At 72.4% G+C, this 21,555-nt stretch carries 21 protein-coding genes; 16 read left to right on the top strand and 5 right to left on the bottom strand.

Features of this window, described 5'->3' with window-relative positions:
- Positions 1–244: 244 nt before the first annotated feature.
- A complete protein-coding gene (locus tag EDD39_RS05535) occupies positions 245–1,516 on the bottom strand; it encodes a hypothetical protein (RefSeq protein WP_148089391.1) in 1,272 nt (423 codons plus the stop codon).
- A gap of 130 nt (positions 1,517–1,646) precedes the next feature.
- Here EDD39_RS05535 and EDD39_RS05530 point away from each other — a divergent pair, with 130 nt between their 5' ends.
- Positions 1,647–1,829 carry a hypothetical protein gene (locus tag EDD39_RS05530; protein WP_100837039.1) on the top strand — a complete coding sequence of 61 codons (183 nt, stop codon included), beginning with the start codon at positions 1,647–1,649 and terminating at the stop codon, positions 1,827–1,829.
- A gap of 35 nt (positions 1,830–1,864) precedes the next feature.
- Here EDD39_RS05530 and EDD39_RS05525 read toward each other — a convergent pair whose 3' ends face one another.
- Positions 1,865–3,853, bottom strand: a complete 1,989-nt coding sequence (locus EDD39_RS05525) for a site-specific integrase (RefSeq protein ID WP_159073113.1) — start codon at positions 3,851–3,853, stop codon at positions 1,865–1,867.
- A 489-nt stretch (positions 3,854–4,342) separates the two neighbouring features.
- On the opposite strand from EDD39_RS05525, the gene EDD39_RS05520 reads away from it, so the two are divergent.
- The 4 genes from EDD39_RS05520 (at position 4,343) to EDD39_RS05505 (ending at position 7,298) form a co-directional block, all read left to right on the top strand.
- Positions 4,343–4,564 carry a helix-turn-helix domain-containing protein gene (locus EDD39_RS05520; protein ID WP_123553672.1) on the top strand — a complete coding sequence of 74 codons (222 nt, stop codon included), beginning with the start codon at positions 4,343–4,345 and terminating at the stop codon, positions 4,562–4,564.
- A gap of 68 nt (positions 4,565–4,632) precedes the next feature.
- Complete coding sequence (locus EDD39_RS05515; protein ID WP_100837037.1) at positions 4,633–5,760, top strand: hypothetical protein; 1,128 nt, start codon at positions 4,633–4,635, stop codon at positions 5,758–5,760.
- 50 nt (positions 5,761–5,810) lie between these two features.
- Positions 5,811–6,035, top strand: a complete 225-nt coding sequence (locus EDD39_RS05510) for a hypothetical protein (protein ID WP_244256610.1) — start codon at positions 5,811–5,813, stop codon at positions 6,033–6,035.
- A gap of 69 nt (positions 6,036–6,104) precedes the next feature.
- Complete coding sequence (locus tag EDD39_RS05505; protein WP_100837035.1) at positions 6,105–7,298, top strand: AAA family ATPase; 1,194 nt, start codon at positions 6,105–6,107, stop codon at positions 7,296–7,298.
- Here the strand turns inward: EDD39_RS05505 and EDD39_RS05500 are convergent.
- Positions 7,292–7,744 carry a hypothetical protein gene (locus EDD39_RS05500; protein ID WP_100837034.1) on the bottom strand — a complete coding sequence of 151 codons (453 nt, stop codon included), beginning with the start codon at positions 7,742–7,744 and terminating at the stop codon, positions 7,292–7,294. The two genes, EDD39_RS05505 and EDD39_RS05500, sit on opposite strands and share 7 nt — an antisense overlap.
- 179 nt (positions 7,745–7,923) lie before the next feature.
- Here EDD39_RS05500 and EDD39_RS05495 point away from each other — a divergent pair, with 179 nt between their 5' ends.
- From EDD39_RS05495 to EDD39_RS05465, 7 genes are all read left to right on the top strand, one after another.
- Complete coding sequence (locus tag EDD39_RS05495; RefSeq protein WP_100837033.1) at positions 7,924–9,633, top strand: hypothetical protein; 1,710 nt, start codon at positions 7,924–7,926, stop codon at positions 9,631–9,633.
- Between the two features lie 434 nt (positions 9,634–10,067).
- Positions 10,068–11,702, top strand: coding sequence for a helix-turn-helix domain-containing protein (locus EDD39_RS05490; RefSeq protein ID WP_148089390.1), 1,635 nt, complete (start codon positions 10,068–10,070; stop codon positions 11,700–11,702).
- 626 nt (positions 11,703–12,328) lie between these two features.
- A complete protein-coding gene (locus EDD39_RS05485; protein ID WP_100837031.1) occupies positions 12,329–12,757 on the top strand; it encodes a hypothetical protein in 429 nt (142 codons plus the stop codon).
- Positions 12,758–12,927: 170 nt separating this feature from the next.
- Positions 12,928–13,302: a hypothetical protein gene (locus EDD39_RS05480; RefSeq protein WP_100837030.1), complete on the top strand. Its 375-nt coding sequence runs from the start codon at positions 12,928–12,930 to the stop codon at positions 13,300–13,302.
- Between the two features lie 26 nt (positions 13,303–13,328).
- A complete protein-coding gene (locus EDD39_RS05475) occupies positions 13,329–13,547 on the top strand; it encodes a hypothetical protein (protein WP_100837029.1) in 219 nt (72 codons plus the stop codon).
- A gap of 7 nt (positions 13,548–13,554) precedes the next feature.
- Positions 13,555–15,597, top strand: coding sequence for a phage portal protein (locus tag EDD39_RS05470; protein WP_100837028.1), 2,043 nt, complete (start codon positions 13,555–13,557; stop codon positions 15,595–15,597).
- 41 nt (positions 15,598–15,638) lie between these two features.
- The gene (locus tag EDD39_RS05465) at positions 15,639–15,884 is read left to right on the top strand and encodes a hypothetical protein (protein WP_100837027.1); all 246 of its coding nucleotides are present in this window, start codon (positions 15,639–15,641) and stop codon (positions 15,882–15,884) included.
- Positions 15,885–15,894: 10 nt separating this feature from the next.
- Here EDD39_RS05465 and EDD39_RS05460 read toward each other — a convergent pair whose 3' ends face one another.
- The gene (locus EDD39_RS05460; RefSeq protein ID WP_100837026.1) at positions 15,895–16,080 is read right to left on the bottom strand and encodes a hypothetical protein; all 186 of its coding nucleotides are present in this window, start codon (positions 16,078–16,080) and stop codon (positions 15,895–15,897) included.
- Between the two features lie 114 nt (positions 16,081–16,194).
- Here EDD39_RS05460 and EDD39_RS05455 point away from each other — a divergent pair, with 114 nt between their 5' ends.
- From EDD39_RS05455 to EDD39_RS39325, 4 genes are all read left to right on the top strand, one after another.
- The gene (locus tag EDD39_RS05455; RefSeq protein WP_100837025.1) at positions 16,195–17,127 is read left to right on the top strand and encodes an Eco29kI family restriction endonuclease; all 933 of its coding nucleotides are present in this window, start codon (positions 16,195–16,197) and stop codon (positions 17,125–17,127) included.
- Between the two features lie 81 nt (positions 17,128–17,208).
- Positions 17,209–18,234 (top strand): hypothetical protein, encoded by a 1,026-nt coding sequence (locus EDD39_RS05450; RefSeq protein ID WP_100837024.1) that lies wholly within the window; start codon positions 17,209–17,211, stop codon positions 18,232–18,234.
- Positions 18,231–19,334 (top strand): hypothetical protein, encoded by a 1,104-nt coding sequence (locus tag EDD39_RS05445; protein ID WP_100837023.1) that lies wholly within the window; start codon positions 18,231–18,233, stop codon positions 19,332–19,334. The genes EDD39_RS05450 and EDD39_RS05445 overlap by 4 nt, the downstream gene beginning before the upstream one ends.
- Before the next feature lie 64 nt (positions 19,335–19,398).
- On the top strand, positions 19,399–20,553 hold the full coding sequence (locus EDD39_RS39325; protein WP_159073112.1) for an HK97 family phage prohead protease: 1,155 nt from the start codon (positions 19,399–19,401) through the stop codon (positions 20,551–20,553).
- A gap of 22 nt (positions 20,554–20,575) precedes the next feature.
- On the opposite strand, the gene EDD39_RS05435 is transcribed toward EDD39_RS39325, so the two are convergent.
- Positions 20,576–21,154, bottom strand: coding sequence for a hypothetical protein (locus EDD39_RS05435; protein WP_100837022.1), 579 nt, complete (start codon positions 21,152–21,154; stop codon positions 20,576–20,578).
- Between the last annotated feature and the right edge of the window lie 401 nt (positions 21,155–21,555).

Genomic DNA, 21,555 nt, shown 5'->3' with positions numbered 1-21,555 from the left:
CACAGTCCTGCCACCAGCCGCAGTCAGCGGCTCTCCGAGAGGCAGACGAACGTGGGCAGCACGCGCACCCGGGTGACACGGCGGGCAGGACGTCCCCGAATCCGGCGGCCGGCACCGAGGCGGCCGACCGCAGCGCCGCCGGTGGCCCTGTCGTCGGGCACTGCACGGATCGCCGTCCGTCTGCTCGGGGAGCTGCTGGGAGGCATCTTCGGCATCTGACGGGCCGACCGGCCGCCAGGCCCGGTCAGGAGCCTTCCCCGTCAGGTGCCCCGGCCGCCTCGTCGGGGATCGGCTCCAGCAGGCGAGGGAGAGCGAACAGGCCTACGAGGAACGGCGGCGTGATCTGCCGCAGCAGTTGGAGCTGCTCGGGGCCGGCCGAGGCCAGTGTGCGGTTGAGACCGTCGAAGGTGGCCACCAACGTCAGTGCGGTGTGCGCTTGTTGGGCGGGGCCCGGGTCGGGGTCGGCGAGCCCCTGGATCAGGTACAGCCGACCGAAGCCGAAGATCTGTCCGAGGATCCACTCGACACAGCGGTCCCCCGGCTGCCCGGCAGCGAGCTCCTCCTCAACCTGGGCGCACAGGCCCCGGGCCCAGACGCCCATCTCGCCTGCCGCGTCCCACCCCAGGCGCAACCGATCCAACGGGGACTCGCGGGCGATGGTCAGTATCCAGTTCATGCCGGAGTCAACAGGCAGGCCCGGCAGTTGGTGAGCGGGCGAGCTCTGGAACGCGCTCTGCACGTCGGCCGGATCGTTCTCCATCAGGTGGGCACCCCACTGCGGCACCCCGCGGCCGACCTGCGACCGGGACATGCGGGCGATCGCGTCCGGGTCGATCTCGCCGATACCGCCCACCGCGGCCGCCACCGCGTAGAAGATCCGGCCCGTACTGTCCAACGGCTCCGAGCTCTTGCGGCCCGGGTCCATCCCTTCGACCTTGCTCCACCCTTCGGCGAGTGCCGGGAGCTGCTGCAACTCCTTGTCGATCGCGCGGACCCGCCGACTCACCCCGCTGCTGCGGCCGACGCCTTCCCGGGCGATCGCGTCGGCTCGGTCACCTACCCAGTCCTGGAGGTCCCCGCCCTCGGGGAGGGGCCCGAGTCGTCCAACGACCTTCGCCGCGAACCGGACGACGGGCCGGGCGAACGCCTCGCGCACGGTCGCCTCTGGCACCGGCAGGCCGACCCCGAACGCGCGGAGCGCGAGGTGGAACGGATCGCCGCCGCGCCGGCTGTTCTGCCCGAGCCAGACGATGAGACCGACCAGGCCGTCGTCCGCCGTCGATGAGCTGCCACCGACCGGCCGCCCGGGGAAGACCCGCGGGTTCGGCGGCAGCAACGGGTAGGGACGGGCCCGCCAGCGTTCGAGCTGCCGGGCGGAGACGTCCACCCCGCGGTCAGCCGCGAGCTGGATCAGCCGCTGATCTGCCGCACTGGGCCCGGTCCTCACCATCGAGGCAACATACCTACACAGGAAGCGAGTTGTCCGAACCGGCGGCCGTGTCGCCGCGAAGCTCAAGAGAGTCTGGGGCGCGGGTGTGGTTAGAACCCCCCGAGGCTGCGTCGATTCCAGACAGGGTGCGCTTGGTGTGCTGAGTACGGCGGTGCGGAGGGTCCGGCCGTCGCTACCTCAGACCCAGGAGACCTTGATGAACAACAAGCTGACCTCTGCCGCACCCGTGACCGCCAACACGGCGGCCGTACCCGCCAAGCGGTTCGCCCGGTGGCGGCCGCGGGCGCGCAGACTCGCGATGGAAGCCGCAGGCGGTGCGTTCCGCTTCCTCGGCAGCACCGCCTGCAGTTGGATCGTCTGGTGGCTGCAGCACCGGTGACCGGTGCCGGGGCCGCGCTGCGGCCCCGGCACCGACTACGCCGCTGCCGCTTGGCCCTCATCCTCGGCGCTGCGCCCGGTCGACGGGCGGAGCTGGACGGCCCGTTCCAGCGCCTCCCGGAACGCGCCCTGCACCGCCACCTCGTCCGTCCCGCGAGCCGCGACCTCCACGATGCCGCGCAGACCGTGCCGCAGCTCCACCGACCCGACTGCGGCCTGGTCGGTGTACTGCTCGGCCTCGAACTCGAACGTCGGCTGCCGACTCAGGGGCAGTTCGTAGAGAGTCGCGCCGGTTCGGCGGTCGAGGCCAGCGGCAAGGGAGTAGACCTCGCCGTGCCGGGGCTGCCGGTCCCACAACCGCCCCCGCCCGGACCAGCGGGTACGCCGCTTCGGCATCTCGACGGCGGCCTCGACCAGCCCGGAGTCCTCGTGCGAGACGACCTCGTTCCACAGGTCGACAAGGGCCTGCGCGTCCTCGGCGGAGGTCATCGCGACCTCGATCCCGCCGAACACCAGCAGGTAGACCAGCGGGGCGCTGCTGGCGGCGCGGGACTTCATCGGTACCAGGGCGGCGGCCTTCTCTGCGCTCTCCCGGTCGAGGGAGGGCAGGACCGAGGTGTAGGTGTCGGCGGTCAGCACGATCGTGGAGTGCCCGAGCACCTCCTGCACCACCTTCAAGTCCGCGCCCGCGCCCAGCAGCAGGGTCGCCGCGAGGTGCCGCAGGTCGTGCAGGCGGACCGGCGGCAGCCCCAGCTTGGCGCACAGCAACTCGAACCGGTCGGTGAGGTAGTCCGGGTGGACCTCGGTGCCGTCCTCGCGGACGAACACCTTCGTCGTCACTGGCCATGGCACCCCGGCCTCGGCGGCCTCCCGCCGGGCCTCGGCCATGCGGTCGCGGTGCTCACGCAACTCCTGGAGGGTGTGGCTGTCGAGCGCGATCGTGCGCTTGCTGTCCGCCTTCGGGTCCTTCTCCAGCTTCTTGCCCTTCACCGTGACCACCTGCCAGTCGACGGTGATGACCGCGGTCTCCAGGTTCGCCTTCGGCCACTCGAAGCCGGCACCCTCGCCCCGGCGCAGCCCGCGGAAAATCGCCAGGTGCCAGAACGCCCGCAGCCAGTCCCCCTCGATGCCGTCCAGGAACCGGCCAGCCTGCTCGGGGGTCCACACCATCACCTTCGAGGGCTTCTCGCCGGTGCGCTCCCACTCCGCGACCCGCTCCGGCGTCCACAGCAGCGCCTTCGGCCGCTTGCTCGTCGGCAGCTCCACCAGGCTCGCCCAGTTCCGGCTGATCTTGCCGGACTTCACGGCGGCGGTCAGCGCAGAGCGCAGCGTCGCGCGGATGCGGTGCATCGTGGCTGGTTCGACGATCCGCATCTGCGGGTGGTGCTGCCGCTTGGGGATCTGCGGCTCCGGAACCGGCGGCGGCGGGGCATCGCGCTTGGGCCGACCCGGCTTGCGGCCGTAGAGCTTCTTCCACTCGGCGTACTGGGCGCGGGCCTGGGCGATCAGCGCCAACTCGTACGCGATGACCACGTTCCGGGCCTGGATCGCGTCGAAAAGGTCGGCGATCGGCTCGGCGGTCAGGTCCTCCAACTTGATGCGGCCGAGCGCGGGGATCAGGTAGATCCGCAGGTGGCTCTCGTAGGCGCTGGCGGTCGTCGCCTCCAGCGTCTTGCGCCGCTTCAGCCAGTCCGTCAGATACTCGCCGACGGTGGTCCGGTGGTCGATCACCTCCTTGCGGTCGACCTTCCCGATTACCTTCCTCAGAGCCTCCTGGGCCTTGTCCTGGTCCTCGAACCCGCCCTTGCGCTCCCGGTTGCGGGTGCCGTCCGGATTCGGGGCGAGTTCAAGGAAGTACCACCAACTGCCGTGCGCCTTCTTGCCTTTGAGTTTCGGGCAGCGGGAGCCGAGCTCACGCTTCTTCGGCTTGCCGCTGGCGTCGAGTACGGGCTGGCCGGCGTGGTCGAGTACGGGCTCCCGGCAGGTGCAGCGGCGGTAGACCCGTCCGGCTCCAACGTTGCTCATCGGCGGGTCACCTGCCGAGTGCGCGGGCTCGGGTTGTGCATGGTCACAGCTCTCAATCGGCGTCCGGGTCCGCCAGCTCTGGCGGAGGTCATGGGCACGCCCACAGTCACCAAGTCCGTGCCGATTAGGGCACAGACCGCCTTGTGGGTAGGGAAGTTGGCGAGACCGTACGGGTGCTGTTCGGCTTCGGTCGCGTCGAGCGTGGACGGGCCGGGCGTCTGTGCTGCTGGCTTGGACGGGCATGGACGGGGAAGGACCGGGATGGAGCTAATGCCCTGCCTAGGAGGGGCAGTTGCCCGCCATCAGGCCCTGGGTGGTGGGCGGTGCCCACGACCCGCAAGGACGCCATCTCCGGCATGCATTGGCTGTGATCTGCACGAATATGGCCCCCGGTGTACCAGCGGGACCGGGTGTAGCGCCCGCCGGGACGGTACGGGCCGGGGGTGGACGGCGGGACGCTAACCCGCTCCGCACGCCAAGGTGCGGGGCATGGAGACCACGACCGCCGCACCGGCCCTTCCCGACCCGCAGGTCCGCCCGACGATGACCGTGCCCGAGGCCGGCCGACTGCTCGGCCTCGAACGCGCGGCGAGCTACAACGCCGCCCGCCGCGGGGAGATCCCGACGATCACGGTCGGCCGCCGCCTGCTGGTGCCGACCGCCAAGCTGCGCGCCCTGCTCGGCCTCGACGCCACCGACACGGCTGCCTGACAGTCCCGTCCCCGAACGCCGCGCCGGACCGCGAACCCGGCGCCCCACCTTGGTAGGAGAGCACCGGCATGACCTGGTTCGCCGTCGGCGACACCACCGACGACCACCCCAAGATTCTTGCCGCCGGGAACGCCGCCGTCGGGTTGTGGGTGCGCTGCGGTGCCTACGCGAGCGCCCACCTCACCGACGGGCTGATCCCGGCGGCGCTCGCCGCGAAGAACGGCACCGCCACCCAGATCGCCAAGCTCCTTGCCGTCGGCCTGTGGCACGAGGCCGGCCACCACTGCGGCACCTGCCCGCAGCCCGGCGAGGGCGAGTACGTGATGCACGGCTACCTTGAGGCCAACCCGAGCCGCAGCCAGGTGGAGGAGCGGCGGCGGCGCGCAGCGGCGAAGAAGCGCCGCCAGCGCGGCGACGAGCCCGATTCCGAACCCGATCCGGCCTCGGAACCGGAGCCCGCTGACGGCGAACACCCAGGCCAGCAAGGCGAGTCCCCAAGGGACGGTCGGGGTCCTCGCGCGCGCCCGGCCCCTGCCCTCCCCTCCCGCAGGGAGGGGGCTGGTGTGGGTGGTGAAGGTGCAGGTGGGTGGGGGGCGGCACGCCGCCACCCCCTTCCCGACAACTTCGCCCCGGACGCTGCAGGGCTGGCCTGGGCGGCGGCCGAGGGCCACGCCGACCGGCTCGGCGGCCCCGACGGGCTCGCGGTGGTGACCGCGGCGTTCGCGGACTGGCACCGCGGCCGGGCCACACTCGGCGCCAACTGGCAGGCCTTGTGGCGCAAGTGGGTGCGGGAGCAGCGCGAGTGCCCCGGCGCGGCCCGGCCCGCCCCGGCCCGCGCCGAGCGCCGCGGCCCTGGCCGCCGGGGTGCGAGCGACGCCGCCGGGGTCAGCGTCGCCGAGCGGTTCGCGGCGATCGAGGACGAGATCGCGCAGGACCGGGAGCCGACGCCGGAGACGAGGCCGCTGACGCTCGTCCCGGACCGGCCCGGAGGCCGTGCACCGCGCGCAGCCGCACCGATGCCCGGCCAGCACCCGCTGATGGCCGCTCTGCCGGGCGGGCGCGCCCGCCAGCCCGACCCGGTGGACGTGCTGACGGTGATCGCCGACCACGGCCAGGCCAGCGCCGTCGCGCAGTTCGGCTGGCGGGTGGTGGCGGCGCTGCTCGCCGCCGACGGCCCGCAGGCGGGTGAGGGATGAGCGTCCTGCCGCAGCAGGGCCTACCGCGGTGCCGGCGCTGCGGAACTCCGGTGCACTGGACCATCACCGCCTCCGGGGCGCGGCTGGCCGTCGACGCGAACCCCTGCGCGATGGGCAGCAGGGCGGTCTACCGGGACGGCATCGGCACGATCCGCTCCCGGCGGCCGACGGCGGAGCTGCCGCTGCTGCCGTACGAGCGGCTGCACCTGCCGCATGTGGCCACGTGCACCGCCGACGCCGTACGGCGCAACCCTGGCCGCCGCCGGGCGTCTTGACAGTGTGCGGGCCGAGAATGCCGCAGGCCGCGGTGCGGCCGGGAGAAGTGGACGACGAAGGAAGGGCGCGTGGTGCAGGAGTACGGGGCGGTGCTGTCGGCGCTGCGCGGCTGGGGCAACGTCCGGCCGACCGAGGGAGGGTGGCTCGCCCGCTGCCCGGTGCACGACGACCGGCAGGGCTCCCTCCTGGTGCTCGCCGCCGGAGACGGCCGCGTGGAGCTGGACTGCCTCGGCGGCGACTGCGACCCGCAGGACGTGGCAGCGGCGCTGCGGCTGGGCCCGGAGAACGTCGTGGTCGCGCCGCCGGCGTTCGAGGACGGGCCGGGCTGGCTCTGGCCCGGGTACGTGCCGGAGGCCGGAGTGACCGTGATCGACGGGGAGGACGGCACGAGCGCCCTAGTGGTCGCCCTCGACGTGGCGGCGCGGATCGCGCAGGGCGGCACCCTCCCGGACGGCCAGCAGCACCAGCAGGCCCGCGGGGTCCTGGCGCTCGCCTCGCCGCAGAACGCCCAGCGGATGACCGAGCTGCTGGCGGTCTCCGGCCCGGGGGCCGACCGGATCGAGGTCGCCGAGGTTCTGGGCGGGCGCGGCGGGCAGCGGGGGCTGCGCCTGCCCTCCGACGCCGACCGCCTCGAACAGCTCCTGCGCGAGCGCGCCCCGGACCTGGTGGTGCTGGACCTGATGTCGCTGTGCCCCTACCGGATGCCGGTCGGCCGGGCGCTGCGCGCACTGGCGGACGTGGCGGCCCGCCTCGGCACGGCCGTGATCGCGGTGCGGGAGGCCTCGAAGCGGTCGGGCTGGATGGCCGCGCACCGCGCGCAGGAGGCCGCCCGGCCCTCGATGGCAGCCGCGGTGCACCTGGTCGTCGCCGGAGCCGACGGAGCGCTGGCGCTGGTGCCGGTGCACACCAGCCACTGGACGGTGATGGGCGGCCTGCAGTTCCAGGCACCGGGCCACCGGCCGGTGGTGTGGAGCAGCCGGTTCCCGCACGGGAGCGGCCAGGCCCTCGCCTGGGCGGACGTGCGCCGGCGCCGTCCGGCGAGCACCAACGCCCGGGACCTGCTGTGCAGCCTGCTGTCGGCCGGACCGGTGCCCACCCGGGACGTCCTGGCTGCGGCGGTCGCGGCCGGCCTCGCACCGCGTACGGTGCAGCGGGCCCGGCAGCAGCTCGGCGTGGTGGCGTCGAAGACCGCCCGGGGGTGGGTGCTCTCCCTACCGGAGCAGGGCCCCTCCGGGGGAGGGGCCCTGGTGGAGGGTCAGTGAGTCGGCTGCGGGCTGCGGGGGCCGCTCGGGGCCGGGTTCGGCTCGGGCAGCAGGGTCTCCGTCGCGGACGCGCTCGGCGCGGGGGCGGCGACGGTCGGGGCGGTGACGACCTCGGTCGCGGTGGCGGTCACAGTGATCGTGACGGTGACGGTCGGGGCGGGCTCCAGGGTCGGGATCGAGGCGGGCTGAACGGTCGTGGTGGGCACCGGGGCCACGGTGACCGTCGCCGGGGCGGGGACGGCCGGGGCGGTGGAGAGGGTGGCGGGGGCCAAGGCGGTGTCGGCGACGGCCGGGACGGGCAGGGCCGGGGTGTTCAGAGGGGCGGTCGCCGGGGCGGCCGGGGCGCTCGCCGGGCGGGCGCTGACGAGCATGCCGCTCGTGAAGGCGGTGGTGACGGCGAAGGCGACAGCGGCGTGACGGGCGGTCAACCGGTTGGTCAGGGCCATCGTGAAGGTCTCCTCGGGTAGGGCCGGGGGTTCGCGGTCCCCGGCTGGCGGTACCAGCCTCGCAGAGAAACAGACTCAAGTCTACAAAGTAGGCAATGGTAAATTCACCCTCGGCGCGACACCGCGCAGGAGCTGCGGCAGCCTGGCCCACCGACCGACACCGACACCCCGGGGGAAGCGTGAACAGGCCACTGCCCGCGGTCGCCGCCCGCCGCCCAGGCAGGCTCGGCCGCCGCCTCTACGCCGAACTCGCCGACGCCACCCCCGCCGTCCGCCGCCGCTTCTACACCACCCTCGACACCGCCGACTGGGCGGAAGTCCTCGCCGCCGCCACCACCGAGGCCGGCACCCCCTACGCCCTGTGGGCCGACGACCCGGTCGGCTTCGTGGAAGACGTCCTCGGCGAGAGCCAGTGGAGCCGCCAACGCGACATCCTCGAAGCCCTCGTCGACAACCGCCGCGTCGCCGTCCCCTCCTGCTTCGGCTCCGGCAAGACCCACATCGCCGCGAGGGTCGCCGTCTGGTCCTCCGTCGTCCACCCGCCCGGCACCGCGCTCACCGTCACCACCGCCACCCGCGCCCGCCAGGTTCAGCGGCAGATGTGGCCCCACATCCGCCAGGTCGTCGCCCGCGCCGGCCTGCCCGGCGAAGTCGGCGTCACCCAGTGGAAGATGCCCGACCACCACGGCTCGGACGTCGTGGTCGCCTACGGCTTCAGCGCCCCCGACCACGACGAGGCGGCCGTCCAGGGCATCCACGCCCCGCGGCTGATGTTCATCGTGGACGAGGCCGGCGGCATCGGCCGGATCATCGGCGCCGCGATGCGCGGCGTCCTCACCGGCGAGCACACCCGCGCCCTGCTGATCGGCAACCCCCCGACCGACGACGAGGGCTCCTGGTTCGAGCAGACCTGCAACGACCCGGCCGTCCTCGTCCTGCCGATCAGCGTCTACGACACCCCGCTACTGTCCGGCGAGCGCACCCGCCGCTGCCGCGCCTGCCCCGCCCAGGCCCCCGCGCACCTGCTCGCCACCCACCTCGTGGACCGCCAGTGGGTGGACGACACGATCCGCGACCACGGCGAGGACGCCCCGTTCGTCCAGGCCAAGGTCCACGCCCGGTTCCCCCGCGGCGGGCAGGCCCGCGCGATTCCCGCCTCCTGGGTCGAACGCGCCGCCGACAGCCCCGAACCGGACAGCCCCGGCTACACCGCCCTCCGCACCCTCGGCCTGGACGGCGAGACCAGCCCCAACCGGGTCAAGCGCGGGGCGTGGATCAGGCTCGGTGTCGACGTCGCGGCAGACGGCGGCGACGAGTTCGTGATCGCCCGCTCCGTCGGCGACCTGGTGGAGCTGCGCCACAGCACCGCCGGCCAGGAGAACGCAGACCCCGTCGTCGTCGCCGGCGTCGTCCTGCGCGAGATCACCGCCGCCCAGCGCCTCGCCTCCACCCTCGGCAGCACCGCACCCGTCCGGGTCAAGATCGACGGCGTCGGCCTCGGCTGGGGCGTGGCTGGCCTGCTGGAGGCGTGGCGGCGCGAAGGGCTCCACTCCGCCGAGATCGTCGCGGTGCTCGCCAGCGAGGGGACGGGCCGGGACGACGAGGCCGCGACGCTGCGCCCCGGGACCAAGCGCGACGAGATGTGGCTGGCCATGCGGTCGCTGCTCTCCCCCAACGGGCAGGGCTCGCTGCGGCTGCGCGCCGACCGCCGGACCCAGGCCCAGATGTCGGCGCCGAAACTTGAAACCAACTCCGCCGGTCGGACCGTCATCGAGTCCAAGCGCTTCATGCGGCGGCGCGGCGTGAGTTCACCGGACCGGGCGGAGGCCGTCCTGCTCGCCCTCTACGAGCCCCACGTCTCGCGGCGGCGCGTGCGCGTGATCGCCTGACGACACATCAGTAAATTCCGGCATTAGGGGCCAATGCGAATTGGCGGGTAATCAACCGTCAAAGTATTGGTGTTGACAGGCGAGTTCGGGCGCGGATTGGATTCGCTCCCTGGGTGCGATCATCCGAGTCCGGCGGGGGGACGCTGGGACCACAGGCGTGTTCGCGCTCTGCCAACACGCGCGCTGATTCAGCAACAGGGGGGCAGATGCCATCGCTTGCGCGTCTTACCAGGCTGCCGGAAATCGGCCTGGCCAAAGTCCCCGACACGCCCTCCGCTTGCCTCTCCCGGAGGATCGATGCGGTCTGGCCCCTACGTCCGGAAGACCGCACGCCCAGGCGCGACAGCCTGGCCCAGTCCCTCGCCGTCGCGGACCTCCGGGAGTGGACCGGCACACCCCTCGACCAGCTCGCCAGCCACGCCGCTGCTGTCGGCGTGGCGGCGCTTGCTGTCGTCACCGACAACGGCGACGTGCCCCCAGCCCTGCTCGGTGCGCTAAGGGCCCGGCGGGTGCCGCTGCTGACCGTTCCCGCCGGAACCTCGTGGGTCGACGTCGCGGAAGCAGTCAGGCGAGAGCGGGCGGAAGACCAGCGCCTGGCCGTCGGCTGGCGGGACTGGCTGGCCAGCCAGCTGCGCCAGACGGAGGATGGCCGACAGATCGCCCGGATCGTGCGCTGGCTGGCCACCCAGGCCGGCGTCCGCGCCGCCCTGATCGGCAGCGACTCCTCCCTCCTGGCCGCAGCCCCCCAGCTCGCCGCCCGAACCCTGCCCGCGCTGGCTGACACGATCCAGCAGATCGCCTCCGGGGCCCTCGAATCGGCTGCCTTCGAGGAGAACGGCACCCGAAAGCGCCTGCTCGCCGTCGGCGCCGGGCAGCCGCGGGCCGTCCTCGTCCTGGCCAGGGACTCCCCGTTCGACCGGACGGCCAACCAGGTCATCAACCGGACCGTCGACCTGCTCGCCCTCCACCTCCTGGTCGAGGACGTGAAGGCCCGCCAGCGCAGCCACCACACCGCGGGCGCAGCGCTGCGCGCGGCCATCCTGCAGCTGCTCATGGCCGGTGAGGCGGACGCTGCCGGGAAGGTCGCGGCCAGCCTCTACCCGGCGGGCCAGTTCCAGCACCCCGTCGCGCGCCTCTACGTCCTGGAGGGGCGGCCCGACGACCGCAGCGACCTCTTGGAGGAGTGCCAGCGCCGGGTCGGAGCCCTCGCACTTGTCAATCCGTGCACAGATTTTGATGAGCACCTTCTCGTGGTCGTGCCGCAGCCGTGCGCCACCCACGACGAGGACGGCGGGGTCGCCGATGCCCTGCACGCGCTGGTTGCCGAGCAGCCGCACCGCTACATCGGCAAGAGCGACGTCCGGCCGATCGCCGAGACGAACCAGATGTACCGGCACGCCCTGCGCGCGCTCACCAGCGCCCGGTTGGACCGGAGCCGCGCTGCTGTCTACGACCAGCGCGGACGGTTGCCCGAGCTGCTCAACCACCTCCAGCCCGGGTGGTCCCGTGTGGTGCTCGGCCCGCTCCTGGCGGAGCCGGCCCCGGAACGGGACCTCCTCCTCCAGGCCCTCAACCTTGCTCTGCACACCTCGGTGCGGGAAGCGGCCGAGCTGATCGGCGCCCACCGCAACACTGTCGCCAGCCGAGTCAGGGCGGCCGCCTCCGTCCTGGACCTCGACCTGGACAGCATCCGCCACCGCGCCGTTGCCGCCGTGGCCCTCGAAGCCTTCGGGCTGGAGGGCCCGCGCGACGGGCTAGCGCCGGTCGAGGCGGTGGAGGACCTGAGGGACTACCTCGTGGGGCCCGAGGCCCAGGCATGGCAGAGCGACCTCCTCAGCCCCCTGCCCGCGGACTTGGCCGAGTCGGTGAAGGAGTGGGTGCTGGCCGACGGCGACACCGCGCGGATGGCTGCCGCGCTCGGCATTCACCAGCAGACTGCCCGCAAGAGGTTGAGGGGGGCGACCCTCCACGTCCAGCGGGACCTGCTCGGCCATACCGCTGATGTCTACGACGTCGTCTTGGCGGTGGCGAGCCGCTTCGCCCTGCCGGTTCCTCTTCGCCGCGGCTGAGAACAGGCAGGCGACTTCGGAAATCAGCCTGTCTCCGAACGGGAGGCGGCCGGGGGACCAATGCGGACAGTGAGACGTGAGCCCGAGTGCGTGGTGACTTCCAGTGAAGTGCACGCCTCGGGCTCTCCTGTTGCTCTGCGGCGGGCGCACCCTCAGCAAGATGGGCAAATCGGTTAAATATTCTCAATAGTGGTCATTATTAGGTCCTCAAGGGTTACGGAGGCGTCCGGTTCCGTCTCTCTATGTGAGCATCGAGGTTGACCATGGTCACCCCGGGTCGCTACAGTCCGTGAGGACCACGGATCTGGACAGGCCGAGACTACATACGGTTAGTACTCGATGTGCATTGGTGACACGATGCCTGTGCATTGAGCAGATTCCTATCGCGGCGACTGCCATCTACGGTCGATCTTGGGGGGGATTCCCCGGCATGTGTAGTGCCAGGAATGGAGGGGGAGTTGAAGAATTTTGCCGTGCTCGGGTCAAACCGGCGCGCAATGCGAATCGCTCAGCGAATCGCTACGACGCGCCGCCCAGTTCGCACCTGGGGCATCAACGGGCCAGAGATCACCGGAATATCACGATGCCCGACGCCGCGAGAGGCGGCAGACGCTGCCAGCGTCCTCTTGACCCTCATCGAGGACCCCGACGAGCTCCACGAAGCGCTCACCCACCCGGCCACCGGCGCGCTCAACGCCCTCAGCGCTGGCACCCCGTGGTTTCACCTCTCGTACACGCCGGTCGGCGAACACACCAGCACCCTCGCTCACCAGCGCGGAGTCACCCCTCACCACACCCCGGTACACGACTCCGCCGGCACGATGGTCGTCATCGGCCCCACTGCAGACGACCTCCACACCCGGGCCGCCTGCGACACACTCCTCGGGGTGATCGGCCCCATCGCCAACACCGGCACAGAAGTAGCCCACCTCAGCGCCAGCGCGCTGTCCCCGCAGGTCAACGACGCGCGGATCCTCCCCGGCATAGATGAACGCCAATGGGAGCTCGAAGCCGCCGTTCTCGCCCTGGGCAGATCCGCCGCACCCTGCTGCTGACGAACACCCGCCCCTTCGAGCACCATCCCGAGGGCCACACGCGAGGCCAGCAGCCCGCGTCCCAGGCGAGACCCGCACCACACGACCGGGTCCACCCAGAACAGGAACAGAACTACCGCTGCTTGCCGCCGGCGCACCGACACCGCGCCCATCGGCGAGGGGAGTGCAGCATGACTACGACGAACCCGACGACCGACAACGCCCCCAACCCCGACATCGTCCACGAGTGGGTGATCGCCGCCTACGTCCCCGTCGACACCCAGGGGGCCGCCTACGCCCGGCGCCGCGGGGTCTACCGCGTCCCGGCCACCACCAAAATCCAGAGCGCGGACGTCATGTGCATCCGCTGCCGCCGCCCCTACGACGAGGTCAGCGAGCAGCCCTGCGCCGGCGCCGACCCGATGCTCCACGGCGGCCCGGTCGGCACCCGCAAGCGCCGTCCCACGGCCGAGCACCCCCACCAGGTAGCCGCGGCGGACAACTTCCGCAAGCCGGACCCGCGTGACCCGAACAACCGGATGCGCCAGCCGCCGCCGGGACGCTAACCCGCGTTCTGCCTAGCCTGCCTGCCGTGACCACACCCAGCAGGAACCAGGGCCACCTGACCGGCGACGTCGCGTACCCGAGCCAGCAGCGGGTGCGCGACGTCGCCGCGCTCGTACTGCTCGCCCTGGGCACCATCGGCCTCAACGCCGCCGCCTACGCCACCGACGTACGCCTCGGCATCGCCTGCACCAGCCTGTCGGCCCTCGGCAGTGCCGCCGCCCTCGGCCAGACCGACGAGGAGTAGGAGCCCCATGCCCCGCCGCTGGTTCCCCACCCTGCGCCGCCCCGCCCCGGCCGTGAAGTCCCTCCCGGACTTCTCCCCGGGCTGGACGCCCGCCGGCGTCGACCGGGCCCGCCCCTGGTCCGTCGACCGGGCCGTGCGCGACGGCATGGAGCGGGCGGTGTGGATCTACAAGGCCGTCGACACGATCTCTAACCACGTCGCGGACCGGCCCCTGCGGGTGCGGCCGCGCGGCGGCACCTCCGACGAGCCGCTGCCGCCGTACGACGCCCACCCCCTCTACCGGGCGATGAACGTCCGGTCCAACCCCGCCGAGGGCGCGTGGACGTTCAAGAAGCGCGTCAGCATGCAGCTGCTGCTCTCCAAGCGCGGCGTCTTCCTGGAGCCCACCTTCAGCCGCGGGGGCGACCTGCTGCGCATCGACCTGCTGCCGCCCGGCCGGACCCGGCCGGTGCCGTCCACCGGCAGCGACCTGATCTCCCACTTCGAGACCGTCACCGTCACCGGCGAACTGCGCAACCTCGAGGTCGAGAAGGTCCGGTGGATCCGCAATCCCCACCCGCTCGACCCGTACAGCGGCATCACCCCGCTGGAGGCCGCCGGCCTCAGCGCCGACCTCGACTTCTACACCCGCCACTACAACCTGAGCTTCGTCAACAACGACGCCCGGCCCGGCGGTGTCATCGGCATCGACGGCGACATGGACGAAGCCGAACTGCGTTTGCTGCGGGCCAAGTTCGGCACCGGCCCCTCCGCCGCCGGAGGCTGGACGGTCCTCAGCGGCGGCAACGTCACCGTCGCCGACACCTCCATCACACCCCGGGACATGGCGTACGAGACCGTCGCCGCGACCTCCAAGGTCGAACTCCTCGCCTCCTTCGGTGTCCCGGAATCCCAGCTCGGCAACGCCTCCGGCCGCACCTTCGACAACGCCCGCGCCGAGAAGACCACTTTCTGGGAGATCACGATGCCGCCCCACCTGCGGCTGATCGCCGACGCCTTCCAGGACGACGCCGGAGAGGACAACGAGGTCTACTTCGACACCTCCGACATCGACGTGCTGCGCGAGCCCCGCAGCAAGCGCCTGACCGAAGCCCGCGAAGAAGTCGCCGCCGGCGTCCGCTCCATCCGCTCCTACGCCGAGCTCGCCGGATACGCCGACGAGGTGGAGGACACCCCGCAGACCCGGGCCCTGTGGGTGCCCTCCGGCCGCACTGCGCTCCCCGCCAGCTCCGCCGACGCCCCCGCCCTCGAAGCCGCACCGCCGAAGACCACGAAGGCGCTCGCGTCCGGCACCGACCTGCCGCTCGACACCGCGGCCGCCGACGCCTTCCGCGCCCGCTTGGACGACACCCTCCAGGCCCTCGCCACCCGCTGGACCGAGCGGACCGTCGCCCGCCTCAACTCCCCCCGGCACCGCAAGGGCACCCGTCACTGGGACGACCGCGGGCACGCTGATCCGCGCGCCGGCGCCAAGCAGCTGCCCGCCGAGCAGGCCGTCGACGCCGCCACCTGGCAGCAGGAAGCCGCCCAGGCCCTCCAGCCCCTCATCGAACAGGCCGCCGAGGCCGCCGCCGACGACCTGCACGCCACGGTCGGAACCACCGGTACCCCCGTGGCCGTCTGGCCGCTGCTCGCCCCGCTGCTCGCCGACTCGCTCACCCACCAGGCCCACGCCCTCACCGAGCAGATCACCCAAGCCGACCGCGACGGCAAGGCCCTGGCCGCCATCACCGACACCGCCCGCAGCTGGGGCCGGTCCCTCGCCACCTGGGCCAGCACCACTGCCAGCCGCCTCGCCACCGCCACCGTCGAGAGCGCCCGCGACCAGGCGGCCACCGCCAGTGCCCGAACCGGCCTCGTCCGCCGGTGGGTCGCCCACGACGACGGCCGCACCCGCCCCGACCACGACACCGCCGACGGCCAGACCCAGCCCGCGGGCCACCCCTTCACCATCGGCGACGACCTGCTGCGCCACCCGGGAGACCCGACCGCCCCGCCCGGACAGACCGTCAACTGCCGCTGCCGCCTTGCCTGGCGCATCGAACACTGACTCCGCCGGACGACCCACCGCACCCCGTGTGAGGATGCAGCATGACCACCGGAACACCCCCGACCGACCGGCAGCACCTCAACGAGGACTGGCTGCGCACCCGCAGCTGGGACATCCGCTACCCCAACGGCGAGCCGGTCGACACACTCGGCGGCCTCGCCCAGGTGCTCGGCATCACCCGGCAGGAAGCCGCCCGCCGCGTCCTCACCCAGCCGTTCGGCAAGGCCGCACCGGCCGCCCTGCGGCAGGAAGCCGAGGTGCTGCTTCCTGCCGAGGGCGGCCGGTAGTGGTGCGGCCCTACTTCGTCAGGTAGGCAGCGAGGAGGACGGCGACGATGGCCAGCGCGACGCCACCGGCGGCGGTGCCGCCCCGTTCCACCGCGTCGGGGAAGGACCGGGTGCGCCAGTAGCGCAGGATGCCAGCGAGGAGGCCGACGGCGATCAGGGTGGGGAGGAGGATGAGCACGATCACGGGGGTCCGCATGGCCGGCCTTCCTGGAGAATTGGGAGGGTGTGAAACTGCAGCACCATCCGGCGGCCGTGTTCAATCCTCCGGATCTGACACAACTGTACACCTGAAAGTCGAGGAGTGAGTCCCGTGGGTGACCAGAGTGGTCGGCAGCAACTGAGCCATGCCCTCAGCGACTTGCTCGCCCGGTCAGGGATGACCAAGTCGCAGCTGGCCAGCGACGGGAAGCTGTCCCGAACGACGGTCCACGCAGCGTTCAGCCCCGACAGCCCGCCGCCGTCCGACCGGACCCTGGAGCTGATCGCGGAGAAGCTGGACGCCGACCCGGTCCCGCTGCGGAACCTTCTGGCGATCGCACGCAACGAAGAAGCGGCGCAACCCCGCGAAAGCTCGGTGATCCGGGTGGTGACGGAGCAGAGCGAGGGTGTCCTCTCCACGTACCGGGTAGAAACGCCGCCGGACCCGCGTCTCGACAAGTACAGCTTCGACCCGCTGCGTCCCGAGAACCTGGTGCGCAGCGTGGTGCAGAGGCTCCGGGCCGGTCGCGCCTATGAACTCGCGGAAGCCGCATACTGGGCCACGAAGCCGGGCATCTACGCGATCTTCTACACCGGGGCCAACCAGCTCTACGCCCCGATCGCCGGGAGCCCCATCCCGCTCTACGTCGGCGCTGTTCAGAGTGCATCGGGCGCGGGGAAGGCGTACTCCAGGCAGCACACCGTGGGACAGCGGCTTGAGGAACATCGCCGAACCCTTGAACAGAGCCGGGACCTTGATCCGAGAGACTTCATGTTCCGGGTCCTCTTCATCGACGACCTCTTCATGGGGGCGACGATCGACGCTCTAACAACCCAGTTCAAGCCGTTGTGGAACACCACGATCGAGGGCTTCGGCAACCGGAACCCTGGCAAGGCGCGGCGGCTGCCTCGGCCGAAGTGGCATGAGTTGCACGCTGGCCCCGACTCCTGGGCCGCCGACCTGGAATCCCGATGGGACCGGGCAGCGCTTGTGGAGCAAGTCGGCCACCACTTTTGGGCTTGGTATCACGAGGACACCGAGTGAGCGAGGTAGTCACGCCGCGACGGTAGGCGCTTCTCCTGGGACCGTGCCGGTTCAACCTGCGCACGACCACCAGGAGCCCGAGTGCTTCCCACCGCAGCCCGTGACGTACGCCTACGCCTGCGCCGGAAGACCTATGCGTTCCGAGAGGAACTGCACCCGCGCGACGGCCGCGGCCGGTTCGCCGAGGTGCCCGGAGCCGGGCTCGATCCGCTGCTGGAGCGCATCCGGGCCGGGGCCGGCCAGCCGTCCCGCGCCCCGCGGGCCGAGCTGCGGTTCGACGAGGAGCAGCACGGCCTGGTGTTCCGGGACGGGCAGAGTGAGCGGGTCACCCAGGCGTACAAGTCGAACGTCGTGGACGGGCTCACCGACGACCTTCGGAACCTGCCCGACGAGGCCCTGCTGAGCGGGCCGGACCGGGTGGCCCTCGGCCAGGTGGAGGCCGGCGCTCTGCATGCCTTCGAGGACCCGGCGACGGGCCTCGTCCACATGGCCGAGCCGGGCAGCACCGCGGCCGGGTCTTCGGCGCGGCAGATCGACGCCGACCGGGCGCGCGGCCTGCTGCGCCGGGACGCGGTCAACCGGGTCGTCTCCACGTGGGCGGTGACGTCCAACGACGAGGACGCCCCGGCGCTGGCACTCCAGGACGCGGCCCGCGAGCACTTCGGGCTGCAGCCTGTCGCGGACTGGCCGATGGTCGACCAGATCGCGCAGCAGACCGCCGAGCACCGCGCCGACTTCGGCGCCGGGCAGCAGGCGATGCTCACCGCGATGTGGAACCGCACCCAGACGCACCTGGCCGAAGCGCAGCTCGGCTACCTGACCGTGTGGCGGGGCATCGCCACCCCCGACGGCCGCCCGCCCGCCGAGTGGGCCGCCGACGGCGACACCCTGGCCGATCCGCCGATGCGCCCCTTGTCGGCGTTCTCCCTCGACCCGGACATCGCCTACGGCTTCGCCACCGCCGAGGGCCCCGGCATCGTGATCAGCGGGATCGTCCCCGCCGCCCGGGTGATCGCCACCCCGGCCACCGGGCTCGGGTGCCTGGACGAGTCGGAAGTCGTCATCCTGGCCGGCCCCGGCACCTGGCGCTGGGAGACGGCGGAGTGACCGGTCAGCCCGGCGCGGCCCCGACCCGCGGTACCCGCCCCGGCCGGATCCACTCGGACGCGGGCGGAGCCGACCGGCTGCGCCTTCCGGCGGTAGTTCTGCGGCTGCGGCACAAGGCCGCCCGGTGGGAGGAGCAGCGGCACCCGCGCGACCACCAGGGCCGCTTCGCCGAGCACGCCGGAGCCGGCCACGTCACCCTCCCCGGCACCCGCACGGAGGGTCAGCGCGTCAGCGAGGCCGACCTCCTCGGCAGCAGGTACCGGCCCGCCGGAACGGTCAAGGCCGCCATGTGCGACTCGCTCGCGCAGGCGATGAACTCGGTGCTGGACGACGTGCTGTCGGACCAGCAGCGTGACCGCCTCACCCGTGTCCGGGACGGCCGCCTTGCCGCGTATCGCCCCGAGTCGGGTAACAACGGGTACGCCGAGTACGTTGAACAGGCCGACCTCGACAGCGGCGCCCGCCGCGAGCCGTGGGGCTACCAGCGGATGAGCGGCGAGGAGTACCAGCAGTTCGTCCGGGCGGAGGCCGTCTCTTGGCTCGTCAGCGGCTGGGCGTCCACCGCCAACGACCACGACCCCGACGCCCTGGCGCTCCAGGACGCCGCCCAGCGGACCTTCCACCTCGACAGCACTCTCGCCTGGGACCACGGCGACGACGACCTGGCCGCCGAGACCGACCGCATCACCCGCGAACGCGGCCACGTCCTGGACGCCTTCCTCAACGCGATGTGGGAGAACACCCAGCAGCACTTCGCCGCCCTCGGCGTCACCCACATCACCGTCCACCGCGGCTTCACCGGCGACTACGACGACTCCCACCTCCAGGACGTCGACGGCCACGGCAGCGTCACCGCCCTGCCGCTGCGCCCCCTGTCCTCCGCCGCCACCGACGAGGACACTGCCCGCGACTTCGCCACCCAGGGCGGGCAGGTCAACGGCTACCTGATCAGCGGCGACATCCCCGTCACCCGCGTCCTCGCGGTACCCGGAACCGGCATCGGGTGCCTGGACGAAGCCGAGGTCGTCATCCTGGCTGGCCCCGGGGAGTGGTACGCCGAGGAGGTGTACCCCAGCGACGACGACAGCTGGCACGACTAGGCGGCGCGACCCAAGCCCCGTCCGGCCCCTACCGTCACCTGCACCAACGAACGGGAGCGAGACGGTGGCAGGCACCCCCAGCAGCACACTCGACCACAAGCAGGCCGCCCCGCTCGGCGTCCTGGAGACCGACGACGACGAAGGCACCTTCACCACCCTCGTCTCCGTCACCGGCCTGCTCGACCACGACAACGACGTGATCGAGCCCGGTGCCTACGCCCGCACCCTCGCCGCGATGACCCCCAAGGGCGTCTGGTCGCACGACTGGAACGTGTGGACCGCCCGCACCGAGCACGCCGAGGAACTGCTGCCCGGAGACCCCCGGCTGCCCGCAGCCCTCCCCGACAGCACCCCCTGGCCCGCCGAGGCCGGCGCGCTCCTCGTCAAGGGCCGCTGCAACCTCGCCACCCAGGCCGGGCGCGACATGTACGCCAACCTGCAGTTCTTCGCCCACCAGGTCCAGTGGTCGATCGGCTACAAGGTCCGCACCGCCAAGCGTGTCCGGGGCGCGCGGCGCATCAGCGACCTCGACCTGTACGAGTACTCGCCGGTGCTGTTCGGTGCGAACCCCTACACCTCCACCCTTGACCTGAAGCAGCAGGGCGGGAAGGCCCGCGCCTACCTCTCCGACGCCGACCTGGAACTGGCGCCGCTGGCCGGCACCCTGGAGGAGCGGATCGACACCATCGCCCGCGCGGTCGAGCAGCACCTCCAGCAGGCGACGGCCGGGGACGGCGTAGAGGTCGGCACGGTGCAGATCATCGGCACCTACCCGGACAAGGTCGTCGCCACGGTGTGGGCGTTCACCGCCGACGGCTACACCTCGGCGGCCTGGGAGGTCCCCTACACCTTGGACGGCGAGGGCACCCCGACCGTCGGGCCGCCCGCACCGGTGCGCCTGGTGCTCGACGTCGAACAGGACGGCCCGGCCGCCGCGCTCGCGGCGCTCGCGCCCGACCTGGAACGGGTCGCGTCCCACATGAAGGTGCTCACCGCCGCCGCGGGGAAGGCCGGGCGGGTCCTGTCGGGCGACAACGCCGACCGTCTCGCCGCCGCCGCCCAGCACCTCGTCGCCGTCCTCGACGCCGCCGGCATCGAGTGGCAGAGCGCCCCCACCTCCGCCCCCGAGGAGGGCAAGGGGCGGACCGTGGAGACGCTGAGCGCGGCGGAGATCACCGCCGCGCTCACGCTGTTCGCCGACGCCGCCGACCGCGGCTGAGCGATCCCCCGGCGGCGGACGGCTACCGGCGGGGGCGAGGGGCGAGCACCCCGGCCGCCGGGCTGATCTGCGGGTTCCAGGTCCGCCCGGCCGCCGCCCCGGAGACCGTCGCCGACGACACCCCCAGCCGCGCCGCCAGCTCCGACACCGGGAAGTTGCCCCGGCCGAGCTGCTGCTGCCGGTACGCCTCGCGGGCCAGCGCCCCGAGATCGGCAGTCGCCCAGGCCGCCAGCACCCGGTAGCCCTCCCTCACCCAGAACCGCACCTCGATCTCGCGCACCGCCTCCGGTAGACCGTCGGGGCCCGCAGCCCAAGCCGCGGGCGAGACCAGGTGCCGGGCGGCGTGCTCCTCCGCGTGCTGCACCGCAGAGTGCGCCTCCACCACCGGCGGCAGGCCGGTGCGGGCCAGCGCGGTCATCCACCCGCCGTCCGCACGTGCCAAGCACCCCCACGGCCCGCGGGCCTGCGCCAGCGGCCACAACCGCCACGCCGCCCACTCGTGCATCCAGCTCTCCGCCGCCTCCGGCGTGCTGCACGGCCCGAACGACTCCTCGGCGGAACCGATGATCCGCAGCGCCCAACCGGATTCGACCGGAACCACTTCCAACACCTCGCCACAAAAAGCGAGTTGGCGGACAGGGCTGCCGACGGGGCCAGCGGCTCCCGCTGCTTCGAGCAGCGGAAGACCAGGCTTCGGGAAGGGGTACACGCCGGCCTCCACGAGGGACAGCCGGACTGACCGGCCGGTCCGACGCCGTGCCGGACTCCACCACACTCACCCGCAACAGCAGACAGAAGAACAGGCAACTTCCTCTAATTTCAATGGAGTTGATGATGGCGACTGCAAGTGCGCCAACCGGTAAGCCCTCAACGCGACACTAACGATCACCAGTTCCTACGGTGTGCCGATCGCCGTGGCGTCCCGGTGCTGACCGAGCGCACGGCGTGGACCCTTCCGTCCCGCGCTGGCGGGGTGGCCCGGCACCATCCCAAGGAGCGCCA

It is taken from the genome of Kitasatospora cineracea (assembly GCF_003751605.1).
In the GTDB taxonomy this organism is placed as follows: Bacteria; Actinomycetota; Actinomycetes; order Streptomycetales; family Streptomycetaceae; genus Kitasatospora; species Kitasatospora cineracea.
Note: the sequence above shows the minus strand (reverse complement) of the source record. Positions and strands in the feature narration are given on the sequence as shown.